Source organism: Pseudonocardia sp. CA-142604 (genome assembly GCF_050948475.1).
Classification (GTDB): Bacteria; Actinomycetota; Actinomycetes; order Mycobacteriales; family Pseudonocardiaceae; genus Pseudonocardia; species Pseudonocardia alaniniphila.
Genome location: NZ_CP192045.1, coordinates 4,118,350 through 4,138,098, shown reverse-complemented (window position 1 = coordinate 4,138,098; position 19,749 = coordinate 4,118,350). Strand labels below are relative to the sequence as shown.

At 69.0% G+C, this 19,749-nt stretch carries 17 protein-coding genes and 1 pseudogene; 11 read left to right on the top strand and 7 right to left on the bottom strand.

Features of this window, described 5'->3' with window-relative positions:
* Positions 1 to 145: 145 nt before the first annotated feature.
* Complete coding sequence (locus ACQPZQ_RS18850) at positions 146 to 571, bottom strand: pyridoxamine 5'-phosphate oxidase family protein (RefSeq protein WP_433297529.1); 426 nt, start codon at positions 569 to 571, stop codon at positions 146 to 148.
* Positions 572 to 998: 427 nt separating this feature from the next.
* Here ACQPZQ_RS18850 and ACQPZQ_RS18845 point away from each other — a divergent pair, with 427 nt between their 5' ends.
* Positions 999 to 2,693 carry a sulfatase gene (locus tag ACQPZQ_RS18845; protein ID WP_433297527.1) on the top strand — a complete coding sequence of 565 codons (1,695 nt, stop codon included), beginning with the start codon at positions 999 to 1,001 and terminating at the stop codon, positions 2,691 to 2,693.
* Positions 2,694 to 2,715: 22 nt separating this feature from the next.
* On the opposite strand, the gene ACQPZQ_RS18840 is transcribed toward ACQPZQ_RS18845, so the two are convergent.
* The 3 genes from ACQPZQ_RS18840 to ACQPZQ_RS18830 all read right to left on the bottom strand — a co-directional run bounded on the left by ACQPZQ_RS18840 (position 2,716) and on the right by ACQPZQ_RS18830 (position 7,575).
* Positions 2,716 to 3,834 (bottom strand): class I SAM-dependent methyltransferase, encoded by a 1,119-nt coding sequence (locus ACQPZQ_RS18840; RefSeq protein WP_433297525.1) that lies wholly within the window; start codon positions 3,832 to 3,834, stop codon positions 2,716 to 2,718.
* 57 nt (positions 3,835 to 3,891) lie between these two features.
* Entirely contained in the window at positions 3,892 to 6,615 is a 2,724-nt protein-coding gene (locus ACQPZQ_RS18835) for an AAA family ATPase (RefSeq protein ID WP_433299283.1), read from the bottom strand.
* 114 nt (positions 6,616 to 6,729) lie between these two features.
* A complete protein-coding gene (locus ACQPZQ_RS18830) occupies positions 6,730 to 7,575 on the bottom strand; it encodes a helix-turn-helix transcriptional regulator (RefSeq protein WP_433297523.1) in 846 nt (281 codons plus the stop codon).
* Positions 7,576 to 7,983: 408 nt separating this feature from the next.
* On the opposite strand from ACQPZQ_RS18830, the gene ACQPZQ_RS18825 reads away from it, so the two are divergent.
* Both ACQPZQ_RS18825 and ACQPZQ_RS18820 read left to right on the top strand, forming a co-directional pair.
* A complete protein-coding gene (locus tag ACQPZQ_RS18825) occupies positions 7,984 to 8,301 on the top strand; it encodes a PadR family transcriptional regulator (protein ID WP_433297521.1) in 318 nt (105 codons plus the stop codon).
* Between the two features lie 92 nt (positions 8,302 to 8,393).
* Complete coding sequence (locus ACQPZQ_RS18820) at positions 8,394 to 9,305, top strand: hypothetical protein (protein WP_433297519.1); 912 nt, start codon at positions 8,394 to 8,396, stop codon at positions 9,303 to 9,305.
* Between the two features lie 17 nt (positions 9,306 to 9,322).
* Here ACQPZQ_RS18820 and ACQPZQ_RS18815 read toward each other — a convergent pair whose 3' ends face one another.
* A complete protein-coding gene (locus tag ACQPZQ_RS18815; RefSeq protein ID WP_433297517.1) occupies positions 9,323 to 10,237 on the bottom strand; it encodes an iron-siderophore ABC transporter substrate-binding protein in 915 nt (304 codons plus the stop codon).
* Positions 10,238 to 10,985: 748 nt separating this feature from the next.
* Entirely contained in the window at positions 10,986 to 12,476 is a 1,491-nt protein-coding gene (locus ACQPZQ_RS18810) for an aldehyde dehydrogenase (RefSeq protein ID WP_433297515.1), read from the bottom strand.
* Between the two features lie 236 nt (positions 12,477 to 12,712).
* Between ACQPZQ_RS18810 and ACQPZQ_RS18805 the strand changes: the two genes are divergently transcribed.
* The 3 genes from ACQPZQ_RS18805 to cynS all read left to right on the top strand — a co-directional run bounded on the left by ACQPZQ_RS18805 (position 12,713) and on the right by cynS (position 13,765).
* On the top strand, positions 12,713 to 12,961 hold the full coding sequence (locus ACQPZQ_RS18805; RefSeq protein WP_433297513.1) for a hypothetical protein: 249 nt from the start codon (positions 12,713 to 12,715) through the stop codon (positions 12,959 to 12,961).
* On the top strand, positions 12,958 to 13,173 hold the full coding sequence (locus ACQPZQ_RS18800; protein WP_433297512.1) for a hypothetical protein: 216 nt from the start codon (positions 12,958 to 12,960) through the stop codon (positions 13,171 to 13,173). Before ACQPZQ_RS18805 ends, ACQPZQ_RS18800 begins: the two co-directional genes overlap by 4 nt.
* A 127-nt stretch (positions 13,174 to 13,300) precedes the next feature.
* Positions 13,301 to 13,765 carry a cyanase gene (cynS, locus tag ACQPZQ_RS18795; RefSeq protein WP_433297510.1) on the top strand — a complete coding sequence of 155 codons (465 nt, stop codon included), beginning with the start codon at positions 13,301 to 13,303 and terminating at the stop codon, positions 13,763 to 13,765.
* Here cynS and ACQPZQ_RS18790 read toward each other — a convergent pair.
* Positions 13,750 to 14,235: a TOBE domain-containing protein gene (locus ACQPZQ_RS18790; protein ID WP_433297507.1), complete on the bottom strand. Its 486-nt coding sequence runs from the start codon at positions 14,233 to 14,235 to the stop codon at positions 13,750 to 13,752. The two genes, cynS and ACQPZQ_RS18790, sit on opposite strands and share 16 nt — an antisense overlap.
* A gap of 177 nt (positions 14,236 to 14,412) precedes the next feature.
* On the opposite strand from ACQPZQ_RS18790, the gene ACQPZQ_RS18785 reads away from it, so the two are divergent.
* From ACQPZQ_RS18785 to ACQPZQ_RS18765, 5 genes and pseudogenes are all read left to right on the top strand, one after another.
* Positions 14,413 to 14,967: a hypothetical protein gene (locus ACQPZQ_RS18785; protein WP_433297504.1), complete on the top strand. Its 555-nt coding sequence runs from the start codon at positions 14,413 to 14,415 to the stop codon at positions 14,965 to 14,967.
* A gap of 52 nt (positions 14,968 to 15,019) precedes the next feature.
* Positions 15,020 to 15,193 (top strand): annotated as a pseudogene (locus tag ACQPZQ_RS18780) (LysR family transcriptional regulator); the annotation flags it as partial.
* 45 nt (positions 15,194 to 15,238) lie between these two features.
* Entirely contained in the window at positions 15,239 to 16,078 is an 840-nt protein-coding gene (locus ACQPZQ_RS18775; protein WP_433299281.1) for a LysR family transcriptional regulator substrate-binding protein, read from the top strand.
* 526 nt (positions 16,079 to 16,604) lie between these two features.
* Positions 16,605 to 16,832, top strand: coding sequence for a hypothetical protein (locus ACQPZQ_RS18770; protein WP_433297502.1), 228 nt, complete (start codon positions 16,605 to 16,607; stop codon positions 16,830 to 16,832).
* 108 nt (positions 16,833 to 16,940) lie between these two features.
* A complete protein-coding gene (locus ACQPZQ_RS18765) occupies positions 16,941 to 19,742 on the top strand; it encodes an ATP-binding protein (RefSeq protein WP_433297500.1) in 2,802 nt (933 codons plus the stop codon).
* The last annotated feature ends 7 nt before the right edge of the window (positions 19,743 to 19,749 follow it).

Genomic DNA, 19,749 nt, shown 5'->3' with positions numbered 1-19,749 from the left:
GCTCGACCACGATCCCGGGCGGCACGGCTGAATGCGAGCCTCCGAACGGACAATCCGCACCAATGGCTGACTCGCGAGCGCGGCGGCGGTGGGAATCAACCCGTTCGCCGAGCCATATCGCGATCCGCCCACGGCGGACCTGCCATCAGGCCTTGCTGTAGTCCGTGCTCAGCCACTTCTCGGGGCGCATCCGAACGAGAAGGGAGTCCGCTCCGAGGTTGTCGGTCACCCACTTCGCCGCATCCTCCGCGGACAGATAGCGGCCCGCGATGCGGAGGGCCTGCTCCTCGGTCGGTTCCTCGTCGATCGCGATCACCGGGCCCTCGGCTGTGGCGTACTTGTACGGTGCCGTTTCGACCTGTGCGCAGATGCTGAACCGGCCGGCCTCCCGCAACAGACGTTCCTTCAGCGATCCGCGAGAGATCCAGATCAGCACCTCACCGCCCGGGACGTAGTCGTACCAGATCGGCACAGCGAGCGGGGCTCGCCCGTCACGGTTCACCGCGACCACGCCGACGTGCACTCCGGCAAGGAACTCCTGGCGCTCCTGCTCGGTCATGACAAGAGACATGCGCACCCCTCGACCAGGAACGGACGAACCGCCCGTTCGGGACTTATGTGATCAATGTGCCTGATACAACTCCGGCACCATCTGCCGCATTCCGTCGGTGACGGATGGCCGCTCTGCCCGCGGTGTGCCCACCTGCGACCCTAGACCGGCACCTGATCACGCCACGTGAAGCGGCGCCTCCGGACACCGTCTGCGATCAGGACCGGAGTCAGGTGAACCTCCGATTCGTCGGATCCGTGTCGAAGAGTGTGGATCGAACTTCCTCGGCGGCCTCGGCCCCGTCGCCGGCCGGTTCAGGACCCGGCGCCGGCGCTGCTGATCCGGTCGCTCGATCGCGACGTGGGCCTCCCGTGGCGCGATGTGCACCCGGCATCAGGCGCCTGGTGAACACCGGGCACCGCGCACCCGTACGGGAAGGATCTCCGGCTTGTCGATTCACACCCCACCCCGCGCCCCCGCTCGGAACGACACAGCAGGCGTCCACAGGGCAGCGCGGAACGACAAGCGGCCACGCCACGTCAGGATCGGCGCGATCCTCACCGGCCTGGCCGGTGTGCTGGTGTTCCTCGCTCTCGTCGCGCCCCGGGAGGTCGGACAGGTCACCCCGTTGGCGCTCCTTCGAATCCCGATCGAGGGGCTGCTCGGCGTCGCGGTCCTGATCGCTCTGCCACCGCGGGCGCGCCGGGTGCTGGCCGTTGCCGCGGGAACGCTGCTCGGCCTGCTGACGGTGCTGCGGGTCTTTCAGATGGGCTTCCTCGCGATCCTGGGCAGGCCGTTCGACCCGATATTCGACTGGTCCCAACTCGGGAGCGGCATCACGCTGCTCGAGGACTCGATGGGTCACGCAGGCGCGATCGGCACCACGGTCGGCGCCGCCGTCGCGGGCGCCGCACTGGTCGTCCTCATGGCGCTGTCCGTCCGGCGGCTGGCGAACCTCGCGGCCAGGCACCGGACCACCACGGTCCGGACGGTCGCGGTGCTCACCGGGGCCTGGCTCGCCTGCTTCGCAGTCGGCGCGCAGATCGTCGCCCCCGTGCCCGTCGCGGCGAGGAGCACCGCCGCGCTCGGCCTCCAGACGGCTCAGCAGGTGTCCACGAGCCTGCGCGACCAGCGGATCTTCGACGAGCAGGCCGCCACGGACGCGTTCCGTGGCACCCCGGGCGCGAACCTGCTGACCGCGCTGCGTGGCAAGGACGTCGTCTTCACCTACGTCGAGAGTTACGGGCGCTCGGCGCTGGAGAATCCGGAGTTCGCGCCGACCATCGGCACGGTCCTCGACGACGGAACCCGCCGGCTGGCCGCGGCCGGGTTCGCCTCCCGCAGCGCCTACCTCACATCCTCGGTGTCTGGCGGTGGCAGCTGGCTGGCCCACGCCACGCTGCTCTCGGGACTGCGGGTCACCAACCAGTACAGCTTCGACAAGCTCGTCGCGAGCGACCGCCTGACCCTCACGAGCGCGTTCCAGCGCGGAGGCTGGCAGACCGTGTCGGTGATGCCGTCCAACTCCGGACCCTGGCCGGAGAAGGCGTTCTACGGCATCGACCGGAGCTACGACTCCGGGAACCTCGGCAACCGGTCCCTGACCTACTCTGGCTTCCAGACCCCCGACCAGTACACGCTGTCGGCCTTCGAGCAGTCGGAGCGCAGCAGGCCGGACCGCGGTCCTCTCATGGCCGAGATCCCCCTCGTCTCCAGCCACTGGCCGTGGGCGAAGGTCCCCAACCTTCTCGACTGGGACGCCGTCGGCGACGGCTCGGTGTTCGACCGCCCCGGCGCCGGGCGCAATGATCCCGTGGATGTCGTCGAGAGCGATCCCAACCGCATGCGCGACGGGTACCGGCGTTCCATCGAGTACTCGCTGTCCACCCTCGTGTCGTACGTGGAGAAGCACGGCGATGACAATCTGGTGCTCGTCGTCCTCGGCGACCACCAGCCCGCCGCCTTCGTCGCCGGGGACGACGCCGGCAAGGACGTCCCGATCACGATCGTCACCCGCGACCGCGCCGTACTGGACCGGATCGCCGGGTGGGGATGGCAGGACGGGCTGCGGCCCGGCCCGCGGGCGCCGATCTGGCCCATGGAGTCCTTCCGTGACCGATTCCTGACCGCGTTCGCGCGGTAGGTCGCTTCGCGGGCGACGAGGGTCATGGTCGCAGTTCGTAAACCATGTTGAAGGGATTCGAGGTGGCGACTCGCGTGCGGCTGAAGCCGGCCTCGGCCGCAATCTCTGCGGTTCGGCTCGGGCCGGCTTGGTTGCCCAGGCCCGCGGCCGGCGGTGCCGACAGTCCGCTGGGCAGGCAGATGAACACCGATCCCCCGGCCATCAGCCGGCCGAGCGGGGTGAGCCGATCGGCAACGGCATCCGAGCTCATCGGTTCCACCAACATCACCCGGCCGTCGGGGGACAATGCAGCTCGGGCTGCACCGAGCGCCGCAACTGGATCCGGCATGTCGTGCAAGCAGTCGAGAAAAGCGATGAAATCATAATTTCCGCTCAACTCGCTTGCACTGGCCACCTGGAATGTGATGCGGTCCCCGACACCCGCCTCCGTGGCACGCGAGCGGGCCAGCTCTAGTGACTGTTCGTGATAATCGACTCCCACCCATTCCGTGGCGGGATACGCTTTCGCCATGATGATCGTCGAGGCTCCCAGGCCACAGCCGACGTCGGCGGCTCGCCCCCCACTGATGAGCTTCTGCTCCACACCATCGAGCGCCGGAATCCACGAACTGACCAGATTCGCCTGGTAGGCACCGCGAAAGAAGCGTTCGGTGCCGACGAATGTGTCCTCGTCGTGCTCGTGCCAGCCTATCCCTGCGCCGGTACGAAAGGCCTCGGCGAGCCGGTCCAGCATTCGCGGGGCCGCGGAGAAGGTCTGAAACGCCCCCGCCATGTAGGAGGGGCTCTCCGTGTTCACGAAGATCTCGACCTGCTCGGGCGACATCTGGTACATCGCGGAGGTCGCGGATCCGTCCCCTGTGGTCCCCACGTACGTGACGTATCCCGAGGCCGCCATCACCAGCAGCCACTCCCGCACGTAACGCTCCGCGAGTCCCGCACGCTCCGCAAGGTGAGCCGATGTGGCTGGTCCACAACTGCGGAGTGCGGTGAACAACCCCAGCTTGTCGCCCAGGAACGCCAACGGAACAGCGAGTGCCCCACCGGCGTCGGCGATGATCTGATCGCGAAGCTGTTCAACTTTGGCATCGTCGACCGACTGCCCACCGGTACCGCCGTGACTCACCGAGTCCGCGCTCGACATCACATCTCCTGACATTCGTTGAGTTGTCACAAGCATTTACCACGAAGTCCAAGCCGGTCAGCGGGAGAGGTCCTTCCTCGAGTTGATCCGCAGCTTCGCGAAGATTCCTCGCAGGTGCCATTCGACGGTACGGCGGCTGAGGTAGAGCCGGGCCGCGATCTCGGGGTTGGACAGTCCGTCACGGACGAGCCGTGCGATCTGCGCTTCCTGAGCAGTGAGCCGGCTGGTGGTCTCCGGGATGCGCTTGCGGGTCGTGGCCCCGGTGGCCCGCAACTCACGCGACGCGCGCCGGGCGAAGGCCTCCATGCCCATTTCCCGGAACATCTCCTGGGCCGTGCGCAGCTCCTGGCGCGCTTCCCCTCGGCGGCATTCACGGCTCAGCCACTCGCCGTACAGCAGGCGGGCGCGGGCCAGCTCGGGACGGACACGCACCCGCGAGAGCCTGTCGATCGCCTCCCGGTAGAAGCCCTCGGCTGCAGGACCATCGGTCAGCAGCGCTCGTGAGCGAGCCGCGATGCCCAGTCCCCAGTCGGTACCGCCGGCGGACGTCACCTCGGTGAGCAGTTCGAGGGCGTCGGCAGCCTGCTCGGGCACACCGGTGCGGACGGCAGCTTCGATCAGCTCGATCTGGACGCCCCAGGTGCACATCCCCAGCTCCTGAGGGTGCTGGGCCGCTCGGGCCGCGGCCAACGCATCCTCGTGCCGGCCGAGACCGTTGTTGAGCAGTGCTTCGGCCCAGCAGGTGATGGTCTGTCCCATCCCCTCGCCCTGGTCGAGCGCCTCCATGGCGAAGGTCTCGATCAGAGAGGTGGTCTCGGGTTCCCGGCCCTGCCACGCGGCGAGCAGCAGGCGCCCATAGGGCCTCAAGGTGCACGACACCGCCTCGGTGACCGCGTCCAGCTCCTCGCCGAGCGACGCCGCCGCGTCCAGCTCACCGGCGAGCGTGTAGGTCACCATTCGAGCACTCACCGCAATGGGGAGCACCGCGAGGACGCCGGCCTCGCGGGCTTGCCGGACAAAGCGAGCCGTCAACGCATCCCAGGCCTCGAAGTCCCACAGCAGGTCGGCGACAGTCCGGCAGGCGAGCCAATGCCAGCGCAGCGCTTCCTCGGTGGAGATGTCTCCTTCCGGGAAGGCCTCGAGGGCTCGGCGCACCAGCGCGATCGCGGCGGCGTAACCGTCGGTGAATCGCGTGGCCAGCGCCGCAAGAAGGAAGTCACCCGCGGTCGGGGACGGTGACGAGGCCCGGGCCAACCACGCGGCCTCTGCCACCTCCCGCACGCTGCCACCGCACGCGAGCGGGCCGGCGTGCATCGCCGCCAATAGCGCCTCGAGATACGTCTCACGCGCCAGCCGTGCGTCCAGAGGCTGCAGCTGAGCAGCCGCCTTGAGCAGCAGCGGCGCCGCATCCGCGATACGGCAGCTGGTGAAGGCCGTTCGCGCCCGCAGAAGATCGACCCGGCCCCGTTGCAGCTGGGTCAGCGGACCGGACTCCGCAAGGGCCAGCAACCCCTCCGCCTCGGCCCGCATACCAGCCTGATGTTTGGCCTCGGCCGCCTCCAGTGCCCGCTCCGCCCGTCGCACCGGGTCGGGCGTCAACTCCGCAGCCCGTTGCCAGAACGCGGCCGCGGCGACCGAACCTCCACGGGCCTGCGCCCGCCCCGCCGACCCCTCGAGACCCGCGGCGACGTCCTCGTCCGGCCCACCCGCGGCCTGGGCCGCGTGCCACGCGCGGCGGTCGGGATCCACCTCGGGGTCGGTCACGTCCGCCAGAACGGAGTGCACGCGGCGCAGCTCCCGAGCCGACGCCGCTTGGTAGATCGCCGAACGCTCCACTGGATGCCGGAACCGCACGCGCCTGCCGATCTCCAGCAATCCGGCGGCGACCGCGGGCGCAGCCGCGTCCACACCGATTCCGAGGCGGTTCGCCGCCCGCCACACCAGAACCGGGTCTCCCAACGGTTCTGCCGCCGCAAGGAGCAACAGCTGCCTCGTCTCGTCCGGTAACGGCGCGAGTTGGCGTCGGAAGCACTCCTCGATCCGCACAGGCAACGCCGCGCCGCCCGTCCCGAACCCACCGGCCAGCTCCGCCGGCGTGAGGCTCCGCGGCAGCTCCAGCAACGCCAGCGGATTACCCCGCGTCTCGGCCACGATCCGATCCCGTACGCGGTCGTCCAGCGGCCATGGAAGTACCGAGTCCAGCAGCGTCCGCGCGTCGGCATCGGGAAGACCGCCGACCACCATCTCGGGCAGGCCGGCCAGTGCCGGTACGTCCTGGGGCCGGCACGTCGCGAAGACGATCGCCACCGCCTCCGTTCGCAGGCGGCGCGCGACGAAGGCGAGAGTCTGGGCGGAGGCGGAGTCCAGCCACTGTGCGTCGTCGACGACGCAGATCAGAGGTCGTTCCCGGGCAGCCTCGGCGAGCAGACCCAAGACACCGAGCCCGACCAGGAAACGATCCGGTGCCGGTCCTGAACTCAGCCCGAGCGCTGTGCGCAGCGCGTCGCCCTGATGGTGTGGGAGGCGCTGCACGAGATCCAGCATCGGCGTGCACAGCTGATGCAACCCGGCGAAGGCCAGTTCCACCTCCGACTGGATCCCCGCTACCCGTGCAACGCGGCATCCCGGCGCCTGCTCCACCATGTAGTCGAGAAGTGCCGTCTTGCCCACTCCGGGCTCACCGCGCACCACCAGTGCCCGGCTGTCGCCCACCGTCACCGCCTCGACGAGAGAGCCGAGCGCTTCACGCTCTCGGCGCCGACCGCGCAATCGAGCTAGCACCCCATCCACTGAATTGATATTCGCACCCAAGCCACTTCACCATACGTATCGCGATTCGATATGGCGGATCTACGGCGCCGTTCGGTCCGATGCGACGGCCGATTGTGTTCACGGTCAGATTCCCGGGCCTCCGCTGATCAGCTGCCGGAGCCGTTCCGGGGTGTCCGTGGTGAGCACGGGTGTGTAGATCACCAGGCGCAGATGGGGGTGGTCGGACGGGGCCAGGCGATGTTGATCCATATGGAGTTCGCCGACGACGGGATGGTGGAAGATTCGTTGCCGAGAGGCGAACCGTTCGATGTCGCGACTCTCCCAACAGGCGCGAAATGCCTCGCTCGAATCGAGGAGCCGCTCCACCAGCCGCATGAAGGACGGCTGGCCCAGCCGGGGTCCGGCTTCGGCACGGAACTGGGCGACGTGGCGGCGACTCGTGAACTCCCAGTCGGGTATCAGTTCACGCAGATATGGGTCGGTGAAGATCAACCACAACAGGTTGCGATCCGCGGTCGGCACCTTCGACAGATCCCGGTAGAAAGCTGCGTAGGCGTCGTTCCATGCCGCGACCGTCCAGTCCGGGGCGATCGCGAACGCCGGGTAGCCCCCGACCGCGTCCAGGAGTCGCTGCACGTGGGCCGGGGCGGCCTGGGGACTCGGCTCGGACAGGAGTTGTGGGTCGCAGTATCCGGCCAGCAACCGGATGTAGGTGTGTTCTTCCACCGACAGCTTCAGGGCGCGCGCGAGCGCGTCCAGCACCTGCCGGGACGGCATGATCTCGCGTCCCTGCTCCAGCCACGAGTACCAGGTGATACTCACGCCCGAGAGGTAGGAGATCTCCTCACGACGCACGCCGGGCGGACCCTTTCTGATGGCCGGTAGGCCCAGCTCAGCTCGCGTGAGTTGCCGTCGACGCGTTTTGAGGAACTGGCCGAGCTCCCGACGGATCGTCGCGTCGGCATTCACGCTCGGCACCTCGCCGCGTCGACACGATGCATGGACCTCTCCTGTTCCCCTCGGGCTCGAACCCGGCCTTCGCCCGCCACTCCGGCCACAGCCCCCATAGCCCGCGGGGGCCCGCCTCCACGCAGGCGCGTCACCGGCGCGACACCCCGGGATTCCCACCAACATGACACGCAGCAGAGCAGTCGTCCTCCCCTCATCGCCTTCATCGATATCTGCCCTGGCCAGGGCTCATCCCAGGACGTGTCAAGTCTTGACCGGGCGCGGGCCGTTCGCCCCCGTATCTGTCTCGGGCACACTCGCGGGCACGCCGAAGGGTGGACGTGGTTCGAAGGTCAGGTGATGGCAACCGTGCATAACGGAATCCCACCTAGGTAGAGTTAGAGCATGGGGGTTTCGTCCGGTCCGCGGATGACGTTGCCAACGCAACTCGTGTTGCGCGCGATGATCGCCGATCCGGCCAGAGAGATGTACGGCCTGGAGATCGGCCGGGTCGCCGAGCTGGCGTCCGGAACGATCCATCCGATCCTCGCACGCCTGGAAGGCTGCGGATGGCTGGAGTCGCGGTGGGAAGACCTGGATCCACACGATGCCGGGCGGCCGCGCCGGCGCTACTACCGGCTCACCCCTGACGGCATCGTCGGCGCCGCTCGCGCACTCGACCGGGTGCGCACTCCGAGGTCGCTGATGTCCCGGCTGCACCCTGGCCTTTCCGACGGTCTCGCATGAATGACGGGGCCGGGTCGACGAGCCGGATTTCCCGACGGGCACTGGTCCAGCAGGCTCGACAACGCGCGATCGAGTTGGCCCGTGACGAGGGCGTGCGAATCTCGGACGGACTCCAGCACGCAGCCACCGCACTGTCGGCGATCGCCGACCGGGCCCGCTCTTGCTACGGCGAGTCGGCGCGAGTGCGGGCGCTGGGCCTCGAGTGCCTGCCCGACAGCGGCTATCTCACGTACCGCGTCGCTGGACTGCGAGCCGCTCTCGATGCCAGCCGCTCCCGCCGATCCTGGCTGGCCGGCGCGCGGGGTCATGCCGACGAGGTCGAAGCGTTGCTCGAACGGGCCATCGAGCTGACCTCGACCATCGACATCGCCGGCGAACTGGATCTACCTCTCGAGCTGGTGGTGGCGGTACAGACCGGGGCTCGCGCAGGCCTGTCCGCGCTCCGCAGACTGCATGACGACCTCGACGCCGTCGAGAACGGACAGCACGAGAGCATCGGCAACCGCGCCGTCACGGTGCAGCCGAGCAGCCCCGCTCACTGGCTGGTGCAGGTCGCCAGCCGGTTCCTCCCGGGCGGGAGTCGCGACCGATACCTCGAGGAGTTCACCGGCGAACTGCGCGAGCTCGCCGATTCCGAGGCGAGCTCACGCGCCCAGCTCGCCCACGCCCTCAGGCTCGCGGCCCGGGTGTGGTCGCTCCGCAACGCTCTGCCGGCCGACGCACCTCGAAGCGCAGCGGGGCCGGACCGCGTCCGAGTCCACCCCGGTGGCCGCCCCGACGGAATCAGCGCCGGGAGGGCTCGTGCTCGTGGGTGGGAAACGAGCCGGACGCCGTTCCGTCGGTGGAAGGCCAAGCGGGATGCCCGGCTGATCGTGCGGATCGTGAACGAGCGAGAGCAGGCACGGGAGCGGGCGAGCCGACGCCACTCGCCCGCCCATGCATCCGGACGCCGCCTCACCCGGGTCAGCCGCAGTGAAAACGATCATCGCGACGCCTCGGGGTGATCTGCGGCGGGCGGGGTCTACGCCGTGTCGCGGGCGGCAACCCTCTCCAGCGTCGACGCGATCTGCCTGAGCTGCCACGGGATGTTCAGCAGCGTCGGGTTGTTGAAGGTCAGGGCCGTGAAGGGGTCGGCCTGATAGACCCGACCCTCCCGGACCGCGGGAATGGCTGTGTAGGCCGGATTGCCATCGAGCGACGTGCGTAGCTCCGGCGCGGCGAACCCGACGAACATGAAGTCGGCGTCCAGCGAGCCGATCTGCTCCATGCTCAGGGATCGATCTTTGACGGTGGACGTGACAGTCGGGGAGAGGACCAGGCCCAGCTGGGCGTAGAGCGCCACCGAGCTCGTGGCCGGGTCGTCGATCACGGCGAAAGGCTGCCCGGGGTCGTGGTAGAAGCTGGAACTGAACGTCCGGCCCCTCAGCCCCGGCAGCCGCGCGGCGACGGCGTTGATGTCCGCCTCGGTCGCGGAGATCGCCTGCTCGGTCTGCGCGCTGCGTCCGACCGCCCGGCCGATCAGCCTGCTGACGTCCTGCCAGGTGGACGTGCCCGGCTCGTTGATGAAGCCGACGGTGGGTGCGATCCGGCTCAGCTCGTCGTAGTGGTTCTCGAGCCCGTAGAAGTTCGTGGCGAGGATCAGGTCGGGCCGCAGCCCCGCGATCTGTTCCAGGTTGAGCGCGTTGAACACGTTCTTCAGCTCGGTGGAGCCGGACAGGTCGATCTTTCCTACGAGCCAGGGATACCGCCCGCCCGGTAGGAAGTCGTTGGCGCCATATGCGATCGGGGTGATCCCGATCGCTCCGAGCGTGTCCTCCTCGTAGCTCAGAGCGACGATCCGCTTCGGCTCCGCCGGGATCGTCGTAGTGCCCAACTTGTGGTGAATGGTGACCGGGAACCGGTCGTTGGCCGGTGCAGTCGGGGCTGCACCGGGCATCGTTGAACCGGACGCTGTGACACCACGCTCACCTGCGGTGCCACCGCAGGCCGCGAGCATCACGGCGATCACCACCGTCAGTGCCGCGGCCGGCAGCGGCCTCCACCTCGTTCTTCTGGGCAGCCTCGTTCTTCTGGGCACCGGGCCTCCGGGTCATGCGGGGAGCGGACGGAACGGGCACAGAGGCCCGTAGCGGCGTCGCAAAGTATGCCGTTCGAGGTGAGGGTAGGCAAACCTTAGTCGCCCGTAGGGCGTGCGACCACCCATCCCCGGCGTGCCGCACGGGGCGTGCACGGCCTGCCTGTCGGATTGGGCCGGGTCAGTCTCGCGTGTTCTCGTTCACCGAGCGCGTCGCACGGGTGAACGTCAGATGTGTGCGAGTCACCCGTTTCGCGCGCGCGAGCTCGCCTCCGTCGCATCCGGGGTGCCTGTCAGAAGTGCCGGAGCTGCCGATGATCGCGGGGCAACGTCGCGGCGAACGCGCGGCAGACGCTGCTCAGCGCCGCGGTGACCTCATCGCGGATCACCGGGAAGTGTTCTGGGAATGCGGACGGCCGGCAGATACGCGTGGGCGAGCAGCTCGAGGTCGGGGTCCTTTGCGCTGCTTACTGCCTTCGGCGTCAGACGCCGGGACGGGCGTTCCGCCTGCCCGGGCGGCGATTCAGCGCGGCCCGGGCACCAGGTAAGAAGACCGGAGCCGGAGGAGGCCGCGGTTCCGCTTCCCCCGACTCCGGCATTTTCCGAACCGTCAGCTCTCGTACTCGGTCGGCACCTCGTTGAGGATCACGGTCTTGGTCTCGAGGTAGGGCAGGAGGCCCTCGCGGCCCCCTTCACGCCCGATCCCGGACTGCTTGAACCCGCCGAAGGCCACCCCGAAGTCGGTGCGGAAGGCGTTGTGCCCGACCGTGCCGGAGCGCAACTGCCGGGCGACGGCGCGAGCCCGGTCGAGGTCGTTGGTGAACACGGAGGCGTTCAGGCCGTAGATCGTGTCGTTGGCGACGTTGATCGCGTCCTCCTCGTCGTCGGCGGCGATGACGCTGAGGACCGGGCCGAAGATCTCCTCACGGGCGATCGTGGAGGAGTTGTCGACGTTGCCGAACACCGTGGGCTCGACGAACCAGCCGCGCTCGAGGTGCTCGGGCCGACCGCCGCCGGTGGCGAGCACGGCGCCCTCGGCGATGCCCTTGGCGATGTAGCCCTCCACACGGTCGCGCTGGCGCTGCATCGCCAGCGGTCCCATCTGCGTGGCCGTGTCGAACGGGTCGCCCACGCGGACCTGCGAGAACGTGGCTGCGAGGGCGTCGACGAGCGCATCGTGCCGCTTGCGGCTGACCACGATGCGGGTCAGTGACGAGCACACCTGCCCGGTCAGGAAGCACTCGGCGCTCGAGAGGGTGGCGGCGGCCTCGGCGACGTCGATGTCATCGAGGATGACGGCCGCCGACTTGCCACCCAGCTCCAGGGTGAAGCGCGCGATGCGCTCGCCGCAGATCGACGCGATCCGCCGACCGGCCGCGGTCGAGCCCGTGAACGCGATCTTGTCGACGCGTGGGTCGCGTACGAGCAGCTCCGAGACCTCGCGGTCGGCGGTGACGACGTTGAGTACGCCCGCCGGCAGTCCCACCGATTCGGCGACCTCCGCCATCAGGTACGCCGCCCCGGGAGCCTCCGGCGACGCCTTGAGCACGACCGTGCAGCCGGCGAGCAGCGCGGGCGCGATCTTGTAGGCGATGAGCGACATCGGCGCGTTCCACGGGATGATCGCGCCGACCACGCCGACCGGCTCACGCACGATCAGTCCGAACGCACCGCCGCCGGTCGGCTGGGCACGCTCTTCGAAGGGATAGGTCTCGGCCAGACCGGCGTAGAACTCGTAGACGCGGGGGATCCCGTTCATCCCCGCGCGGGCGACCTTGTGGAGCACGCCGGACTCCCGAGGCCAGATCTGGCTCGCGTCGTCGGCCCGCTCCCCCACGCCCGCTGCGATCGTGCGCAGGAACTCCGCCCGTTGGGCGTGCGTCATCCGAGGCCACGGGCCGGCGTCGAACGCCTTCCGCGCGGCCTCCACGGCGCGCGAGATGTCGGGTTCCTTGGCCTCCGCGATCCGGAAGAACAGCTCCTCCGTGGCGGGCTCGATGACGTCGATCGTGGCGTCGGACGACGGCTTCACCCACTCGCCGCCGATGAAGAACCGGTCCAGGCTCCGCAGCGGTGCCCTGGTGTCGCTGGTGACGCTCATGTCGTGGTCCCCCTGTATTCGGTCGCACGCTAGTCTCACTGAGACTAGTTGACGATCGACCGGGGCGCGCCCCCGTGATCAGTGTGGATCCGAACAAAGGTTGAGGCCGAAAATGGTGCGGACATCCCAGGTTCGAAACTCGTGCGGGCCTGACGTGGAGCCGCGAAGAGCCTCACATCCTGTTCTCCTACGGCACGCTGCAGCAGCGCGACGTCCAGCTCGCCACGTTCGGCCGAGTGCTGGAAGGGCGGAGCGACGCCATCGCCGGCTACGAGGTCAACGACTACGAACGGGTCCGCGTCCTCCTGCGCTCGGGGCGTCGGGCGTGGGTGTACGCGATGAAGAGCCGGCCTGGCGACACGGAAATGGGACGAGGGGCGATCCACCACCCAATTCCGCATCCGCAGCCACAGCCGCCGCTGGACAAGGCCGCGCCCGCGGGGATTGACTCCATGATCGACCATGATCAAGGAAAGCGACCATGAACCTGTCATACGACAAACTGTTCATCGGGGGCGAGTGGGTCGCTCCGTCGTCATCCGCCATCGAACGTCTCGCCACGGCCCTCGACGCCCGCGGCACGGAGATGGCCCGCCGGGTGAGCGCCCAGGAGACGATCTTCGGGCCGGTCCCGTCGGTCGGACCCGAAGGCCTCGCGTCCTGCCAGTCGGTGCAGTCGGTCTCCCTGCAAGCCTGAGCTCGGTGTGGGCGGCACGACCCGGTGGATCTGCCGCCCACACCGGTTCCGGACGTGTACCGGAACGGAAAGCCGGTTCCGCCGCACGTTCTCACCGCCCCGCAGATCGCCAAGGAGGATCTTCGACATGAGCATCACCCCACTGCCGCCCCTGGATCGACGGCAGGCCGCCACGGCCGTTCTCGCCGCCAAGAAGCGCACCGGCGTGCGCTGGGCCGACCTCGGCAAGGCGATCAGCATGTCCACCGAGTGGACCACTGCGGCCCTGCTCGGGCAGCACCCGCTGACCGACGATCAGGCGACGACCCTCGGCTCCGTGCTGGAGCTCGACGCTGCCGTTGTCGAGGCTCTGACTCTGCCGCCCGTCCGCGGGAAGGATGTCAGCGACACCTCCGAGCCGCTGGTCTACCGGCTTCAGGAGGTCGTCCAGGTCTACGGCAGCACAATCCACGAGCTCGTCCGTGAGGAGTTCGGCGATGGGATCGTCAGCGCCATCGACTTCGAGCTCGCACTCGAGCGCATACCCGACCCGAAGGGCGACCGCGTCCGGATCACCCTGAACGGGAAGTTCCTCCCCTACCGCACCTGGTGAGAGCCGCAGTCTCCGCAGCCGCATGACGAGCGTTCCGACCTCTGCCGGTGTGCCCCCACTCGTGACGACAGGGGGCGGACCGCTCCGTCCACGGCGACCTCGGTCGCCTTCACCACCGCGACGGCGAGCGAGCCCGGCTCCAGCCGGAGCTCGCGCACCGCCTCCGCGCTGATCAGGGCCTCGATGACGGTGCCGGCGCAGAGCATCTCGACGCGGGCCATGACGGTGTCGCCTGTCACGGAGGTGACCAGACCGACGAGGCGGTTACGGGCGGACCGCCGGATCGTCGAGGGATCGGCGACGGGTCGGGCGCGCTCGCGGACGAGATGGGCAGCGGCCAGGCCGTCGACGACGTGCCGGCCGCTGTCGTCCGGCTCCGACGCCAGCTCGCCACGCGCGATCCAGCGGCGGACCGTGTCACCGCTGACGCCCAGCAGGGCGGCAACTTCCACGACGCGCAGATGCGGCACTTTCACGATGCTAGATCCGCATCTGCCGACCCTTCTCGGCGGGGATCCCTCCCCCGTCAGTTCTCACACAGCTGTGATCACCCGCTTCCGAGCGGTCACCGGCGGATCGCGGAACCGGACGATCTCGCGTGGCGATCATGCTGGATTCGCCGCGATGTCGGATCTATCGTGCGTTCCGTGGCGCATTCGCGGAACAAAACGGTGTTGGTCGGCCTGCTGCTCGGAGTCTTGCTGGCCGGCGGGTGCGGGACCGTCGCCACCGTGGCGGCGCCGGCGCCGGTTGCCGTCCAGGAGCCGGCAGCCACATCGTCGCCCGGACCGGTGCGCCTGACCGGTGATGTCCACACTCCCCGCGATCTGGATGCCGACGACCTCGCGGCCCTGCCGCACCACACCGTCGCGGTCGAGTACGAGAGCGGATCGGGGCAACAGAGCCACAGCGAGGCAGGAGTCCTGCTCGCCGACCTGGTGCCGGCAGATTCCCTGGCCACCACCGACCGCAAGAACGACGCGCTCTCGTTCGGCGTGCTGGCGGTCGGCGCCGACGGCTATGCGGCGCTGGTCTCGTTCGGCGAGATCTCGCCCGAGTTCGGCGACCGCGGCGTGCTCCTCGCGACGGCGGAGGACGGCAAGCCCCTCGAACGGCCACGGCTCGTCGTTCCGGGCGACGTGAAGGGTGGCAGGTACGTCAGCGACGTCGTCGAGTTGCGGGTGATCAGAACCGCGGACTGACGCGAGGCCCTCATTCCGCAAGCGGGGAATTATCCGTTCACGATAACCGCAGATGCGGTGCTTTACGGCGCCTCACCGCCTAGGGTGGCGTCATGACGGGGGACGTCCAGATTCGCCAGCTGGAGTACGTGGTCGCGCTGGCCGCGAACAGCACTTCGGCCGCGCGGCTGTCGCGTGCCACATCAGCCAGTCGGCGCTGTCGGCGGCCATCCGCAAGCTGGAAGCGGAACTGGGCGTCACGATCATCGAACGCGGGCACCGGTTCACCGGGGTGACCGCCGAGGGTGCGCGGGTGGTCGAATGGGCCGAGCGGATCCTCGCCAAGCGCGATGCCCTGCGCTCCGAACTGAGCCGCGCGAACGGCGGCCTCAGCGCCACTCTGCGCATCGGCGCCATCCCGACAGCGGCACGGGCGATCGCGATCCTCGCAGGCGCCTTTCGTGCGAGGAACCCCCGTGCACGGGTGCGGGTCGAGACGGGTGCAACCGAGGAGATCCGGCATCGACTCGCCGATTTCACCCTCGATGCCGGCATCGTCTATCTCGACACCGACACATCCCACGGCCGACGCGGTGGACACGAGCTCTACCGGGAGCGGTACATCCTGCTGACCGCGGAAGACGGTCCTCTGCGAGGCCGGAAGACCGTCGACTGCGTCGACGTGACCCAGCTACCGCTCTGCGCACTCACCCCGGCAATGCAGAACCGCCGCATGCTCGACCTGGCGATGGCACGGTCGGGCGTCCAACTCGTGCCGAGCGTCGAGGCCGACACGGTGGACGCCCTGCACGCCCACCTGAGCACCACCCGATGGTCGAGCATCGTGGCCGACAGCTGGCTGCACACCTTCGGAATACCACCCGGAATGACGGGAATCACGATCGCCGATCTGGACTTGCGGCCCGTCGTCGGCATAATCACGGGCGACCGCGAGCCGGGGTCGATGGTGGCCGGAGCGCTCATCGATGCGGCCCGCGACCCCGACGTGCGCGCCGACTTCACGCGGTCGTTCGGCGCGGCCCTCTCGGGCCCGAACGGTGCGGCAGAGTCGCGGCCGGCCGGTCGGTCGGCTCGCATCGGGCACACCAGGAATTCTCATTCAGCCAACTAGTCTCACTGTTACTAGCTGCGAGCTCGCCGAAGTCTCCACGCCATTCGACTACCTCTTCGAGACGATCAGAGACGACCCTGCGGCGCATCTGCCCGACGACGACCCAGCGGCGACCGTCGCGGCTCTGGATACGCTGGGCCGGCTGATGGTCGAATCTCAGCCGCCACCGGAGGACCCATTCCGGTCCGGCGACGGCAACTCCACGATCCCGGCGGTCTACACCTATCTCGGCCAGTTCATCGATCTCGCGCAAGATCGACACCCGGCTGGCCTTCGCCCTGGACGAGATGGCGAACGAGATCCCGAACCCGGCACCGGGGCCGGACATCACGGCGATCTTGGAGCAACTCGCGGTCCGCAACCTCCGCCGCGGGTACCAGCTCTCGATCCCGACCGGCCAGGCGGTCGCCGAGGTCCTGAACCTGGCCTCGCTCACTCCGGAGGAGCTGAGGCAGGGCAACAGCGACGAGCTCAACACCCACCTGGCCAACAGCGGGTCCTCGACCGAACGCCGCTCTGGTACTACGTGCTCAAGGAGGCCGAGGTCCAGTCGAGCGGCAATTCACTGGGCGAGCTCGGCAGCCGCACCGTCGTCGAGACACTCGTCGGTCAGGTTCGCCATGACCCCGGCTCCTTCCTTGCCCAGTCACCGTCCTGGGTGCCGGAAGACGGCGTACTGCTGCCCGACGGCCGTCCCATCCTCACGATCAAGGACTTCCTCCGTCTCGCGGGAGTCCTGCCGACCCGCCCGTGATCTGTTCCACCGGGCCCGGCGCCGCCCTCGCAGCGGCGCCGGGCCTTCACGGATCGTCGCCCGGATCGCGACGTAGCGTCATACGGCGCGGGCGCTGCTGGCGCCCCGATGTACCCCTGGGGTATTAAGGCCCAGGTCGGACGGCGCGGAAACTCCCTGGGGTGTCGACGAATACCTGAGCAGGTGATGCCTGTGTTGCGGGACCGTCACACCGAACGCAAGGCGCTTGACCAGTTCGTCGCGGACGTTCGGACGGGCAGGAGTCAGGCTCTCGTGGTTCGCGGCGAGGCGGGTGTGGGCAAGACCGCCCTGCTGGGGTACCTGGTGGACGCGGCGCCAGGGTGTCGCGTGGAACGGGCATCCGGTGTGCAGTCGGAGATGGAGCTCGCCTTCGCCGGGCTGCATCAGCTGTGCGCTCCGTTGTTGGACGACGCCGAGCGGCTACCCCATCCGCAGCGCGATGCCCTGTACACCGTGTTCGGGATGAACAGCGGTTCCAGACCGGATCGTCTTCTCGTCGGGCTGGCGGTGCTCGGCCTCCTTGCCGAAGGTGCCCGGGAGCGGCCGCTGATCTGCGTGATCGATGACGCGCAGTGGCTCGATCAGGCCTCCGCCCAAGCGCTGACGTTCGTCGCGCGCCGGCTGGTGGCGGAATCGGTGGGGTTGGTCTTCGCGGCGCGCGACACCGACGAGGTCGCGGAGCTCGATGGATTGGTGCAGCTCCCGATCGCCGGTCTGCCGGACGACGATGCGCGGGCGCTGCTGAGGTCGGCGCTGCCCGGGCCTGCGGACAACCGCGTTCTCGACCGGATCGTCGCAGAGACGCGCGGTAACCCGCTGGCGTTGCTCGAGCTGCCGCGAGGCATGACCCAGGCCGAGCTGGCGGTCGGTTTCGGGTTGCCGAGTCCGCAGGCACTGCCACGCCGGATCGAGGAGAGCTACCGGCAGCGGCTCTCGCCGCTCCCCGTGGCGACGCGACAGCTGTTGCTGGTCGCCGCGCTCGATGCACTGGGCGATCCGGTGCTGGTGCTCCGAGCAGCCGCACAGCTCGGGATCGGGCTCGAAGCCGCGCGACCAGCAGCGGAGGCAGGCCTGCTCGAGATCGGCACCCGTGTGCGGTTCCACCATCCGCTGGTGCGCTCGGCCGTCTACGGGGCAGCCCTCCCGGAGGAACGCCGCCGCGCGCACCACGCTCTTGCGCAGGTACTCGATCCCGACACCGACCCCAACCGCAGCGCCTGGCACGCCGGACAGGCCGCATCCGGAGCCGACGAGGACATCGCCGCGGAACTCGAACGCTCGGCAGGCCGCGCACAGGATTGCGGCGGGTACGCCGCGGCCGCCGCGTTCCTGGAACGGGCGGCCGAGTTGAGCGTCGATCCGGGGCGCCGGGCGCAGCGAATGCTGGCAGCCGCGCACGCTACCCACCAGGCCGGCATGTCCGACGCGGCGGAGCGACTCCTGTCCCTGGCCCAGGCCTACCCGCTGAGCGAGCTCCAGTCCGCCCAGGTCGACCTGCTGCGCGCTCAGATCACGCTGACCACCGATCGCGGCGGGTCGGCGCCGTCGCTCCTGCTCAAGGCGGCCAAGCAGCTCACGACGCTGGACGCCCGGCTCGCCCGCGAGACCTACCTGGACGCCCTGATGGCAGCCATGCTCGCCGGCTCGTTGGCCAGCGGCGATGGCGTGCGTGAGACGGCCGAGGCCGCACGGGCCGCACCTCCGGCCCCGCTTCCCCCGCGAGCGTCCGACCTACTCCTCGACGGCCTGGCCATACGCTTCACCGACGGTTACGCCGCCGCGATGCCGATGGTGAAGCGAGCACTGAGCGCCTTCCGAAGCCCCGAACTCTCCGAGGAGGAGGCGCTGCGCTGGCTCTGGCTCGCCAGCCGCACTTCCGCCCACGTGTGGGACTACGAAACCTGGGAGGTGCTCGCCACCCGGCACGTCCAGCTGACCCGCAAGGCCGGCGCGCTCGCGGTGCTTCCCTTCGCCCTCAGCGCACGCATCATGGCCCACGTCTTCGTCGGCGAGCTGTCGGCGGCCGCCTCGCTGACCGAAGAGCTGAGGTCGGTCACCGAAGCGACCGACAGTCCCCGGGTGCGTGATCCCGGCCTGGTGCTCACCGCTTGGCAGGGGTTGCAGGCCGAGACCCTCCGCCAGATCGACATCATGACCGAGGAGGTGCAACGCCGGGGCGAGGGAATCGGACTCACCGTCGTCGGGTGGGCGAAGGCGTTGCTCTGCAACAGTCTCGGCCATTACGACCACGCGCTCGCCGCGGCGAAAGAGGCAGCCGAACACCCACCCGTGGTGGGCTCCGCAGCCTGGATCGTGTTGATCGAACTCATCGAGGCGTCCACCAGGTGCAGCACGCCCGAGCCCGCCACCGACGCCCTTGACCGGCTCGCGGAGACGACCCGGGTCAGTGGCACCGACTGGGGGCTGGGCGTCGAGGCCCGCTCACGCGCGCTGCTGAGCGACGGTCCGGCCGCCGAAAGCTGCTACCGCGAGGCGATCGATCGGCTCGGTCGCACCGCCATCCGCGGCGAGCTCGGCCGCTCCCATCTCGTCTACGGCGAATGGCTGCGCCGCGAGAACCGGCGCGTCGACGCCCGCGTGCAGCTGCGCACCGCCCACGACATCTTCACCGAGATGGGCGCTGCGGGATTCGCCCAGCGCGCCGCCCGTGAGCTACGGGCAACCGGCGAAACCGCCCGCAGACGCACAGCCGAAACAAGCAGTGAGCTCACCGCTCAAGAAACCCAGATCGTACGGCTTGTTCGTGACGGCCTCACGAACGCCGAAATCGCGGCCCGGCTGTTCATCAGCCCCCGGACCGTGGCATGGCATATGCAAGGAATCTTCGGCAAGCTCAATGTCACCTCACGCAGGCAGCTCCGTCTCTGACCAGCGG

What these genes read in the sequence shown, in the direction of transcription:
- ACQPZQ_RS18840 (WP_433297525.1), bottom strand. Translation starts at nt 3,834, where the DNA reads ATGTCGAGCGCGGACTCGGTGAGTCACGGCGGTACCGGTGGGCAGTCG.
- ACQPZQ_RS18850 (WP_433297529.1), bottom strand. Translation starts at nt 571, where the DNA reads ATGTCTCTTGTCATGACCGAGCAGGAGCGCCAGGAGTTCCTTGCCGGA.
- ACQPZQ_RS18825 (WP_433297521.1), top strand. Translation starts at nt 7,984, where the DNA reads ATGACGTTGCCAACGCAACTCGTGTTGCGCGCGATGATCGCCGATCCG.
- cynS (WP_433297510.1), top strand. Translation starts at nt 13,301, where the DNA reads ATGAGCATCACCCCACTGCCGCCCCTGGATCGACGGCAGGCCGCCACG.
- ACQPZQ_RS18810 (WP_433297515.1), bottom strand. Translation starts at nt 12,476, where the DNA reads ATGAGCGTCACCAGCGACACCAGGGCACCGCTGCGGAGCCTGGACCGG.
- ACQPZQ_RS18800 (WP_433297512.1), top strand. Translation starts at nt 12,958, where the DNA reads ATGAACCTGTCATACGACAAACTGTTCATCGGGGGCGAGTGGGTCGCT.
- ACQPZQ_RS18765 (WP_433297500.1), top strand. Translation starts at nt 16,941, where the DNA reads ATGTACCCCTGGGGTATTAAGGCCCAGGTCGGACGGCGCGGAAACTCC.
- ACQPZQ_RS18815 (WP_433297517.1), bottom strand. Translation starts at nt 10,237, where the DNA reads ATGCCCGGTGCAGCCCCGACTGCACCGGCCAACGACCGGTTCCCGGTC.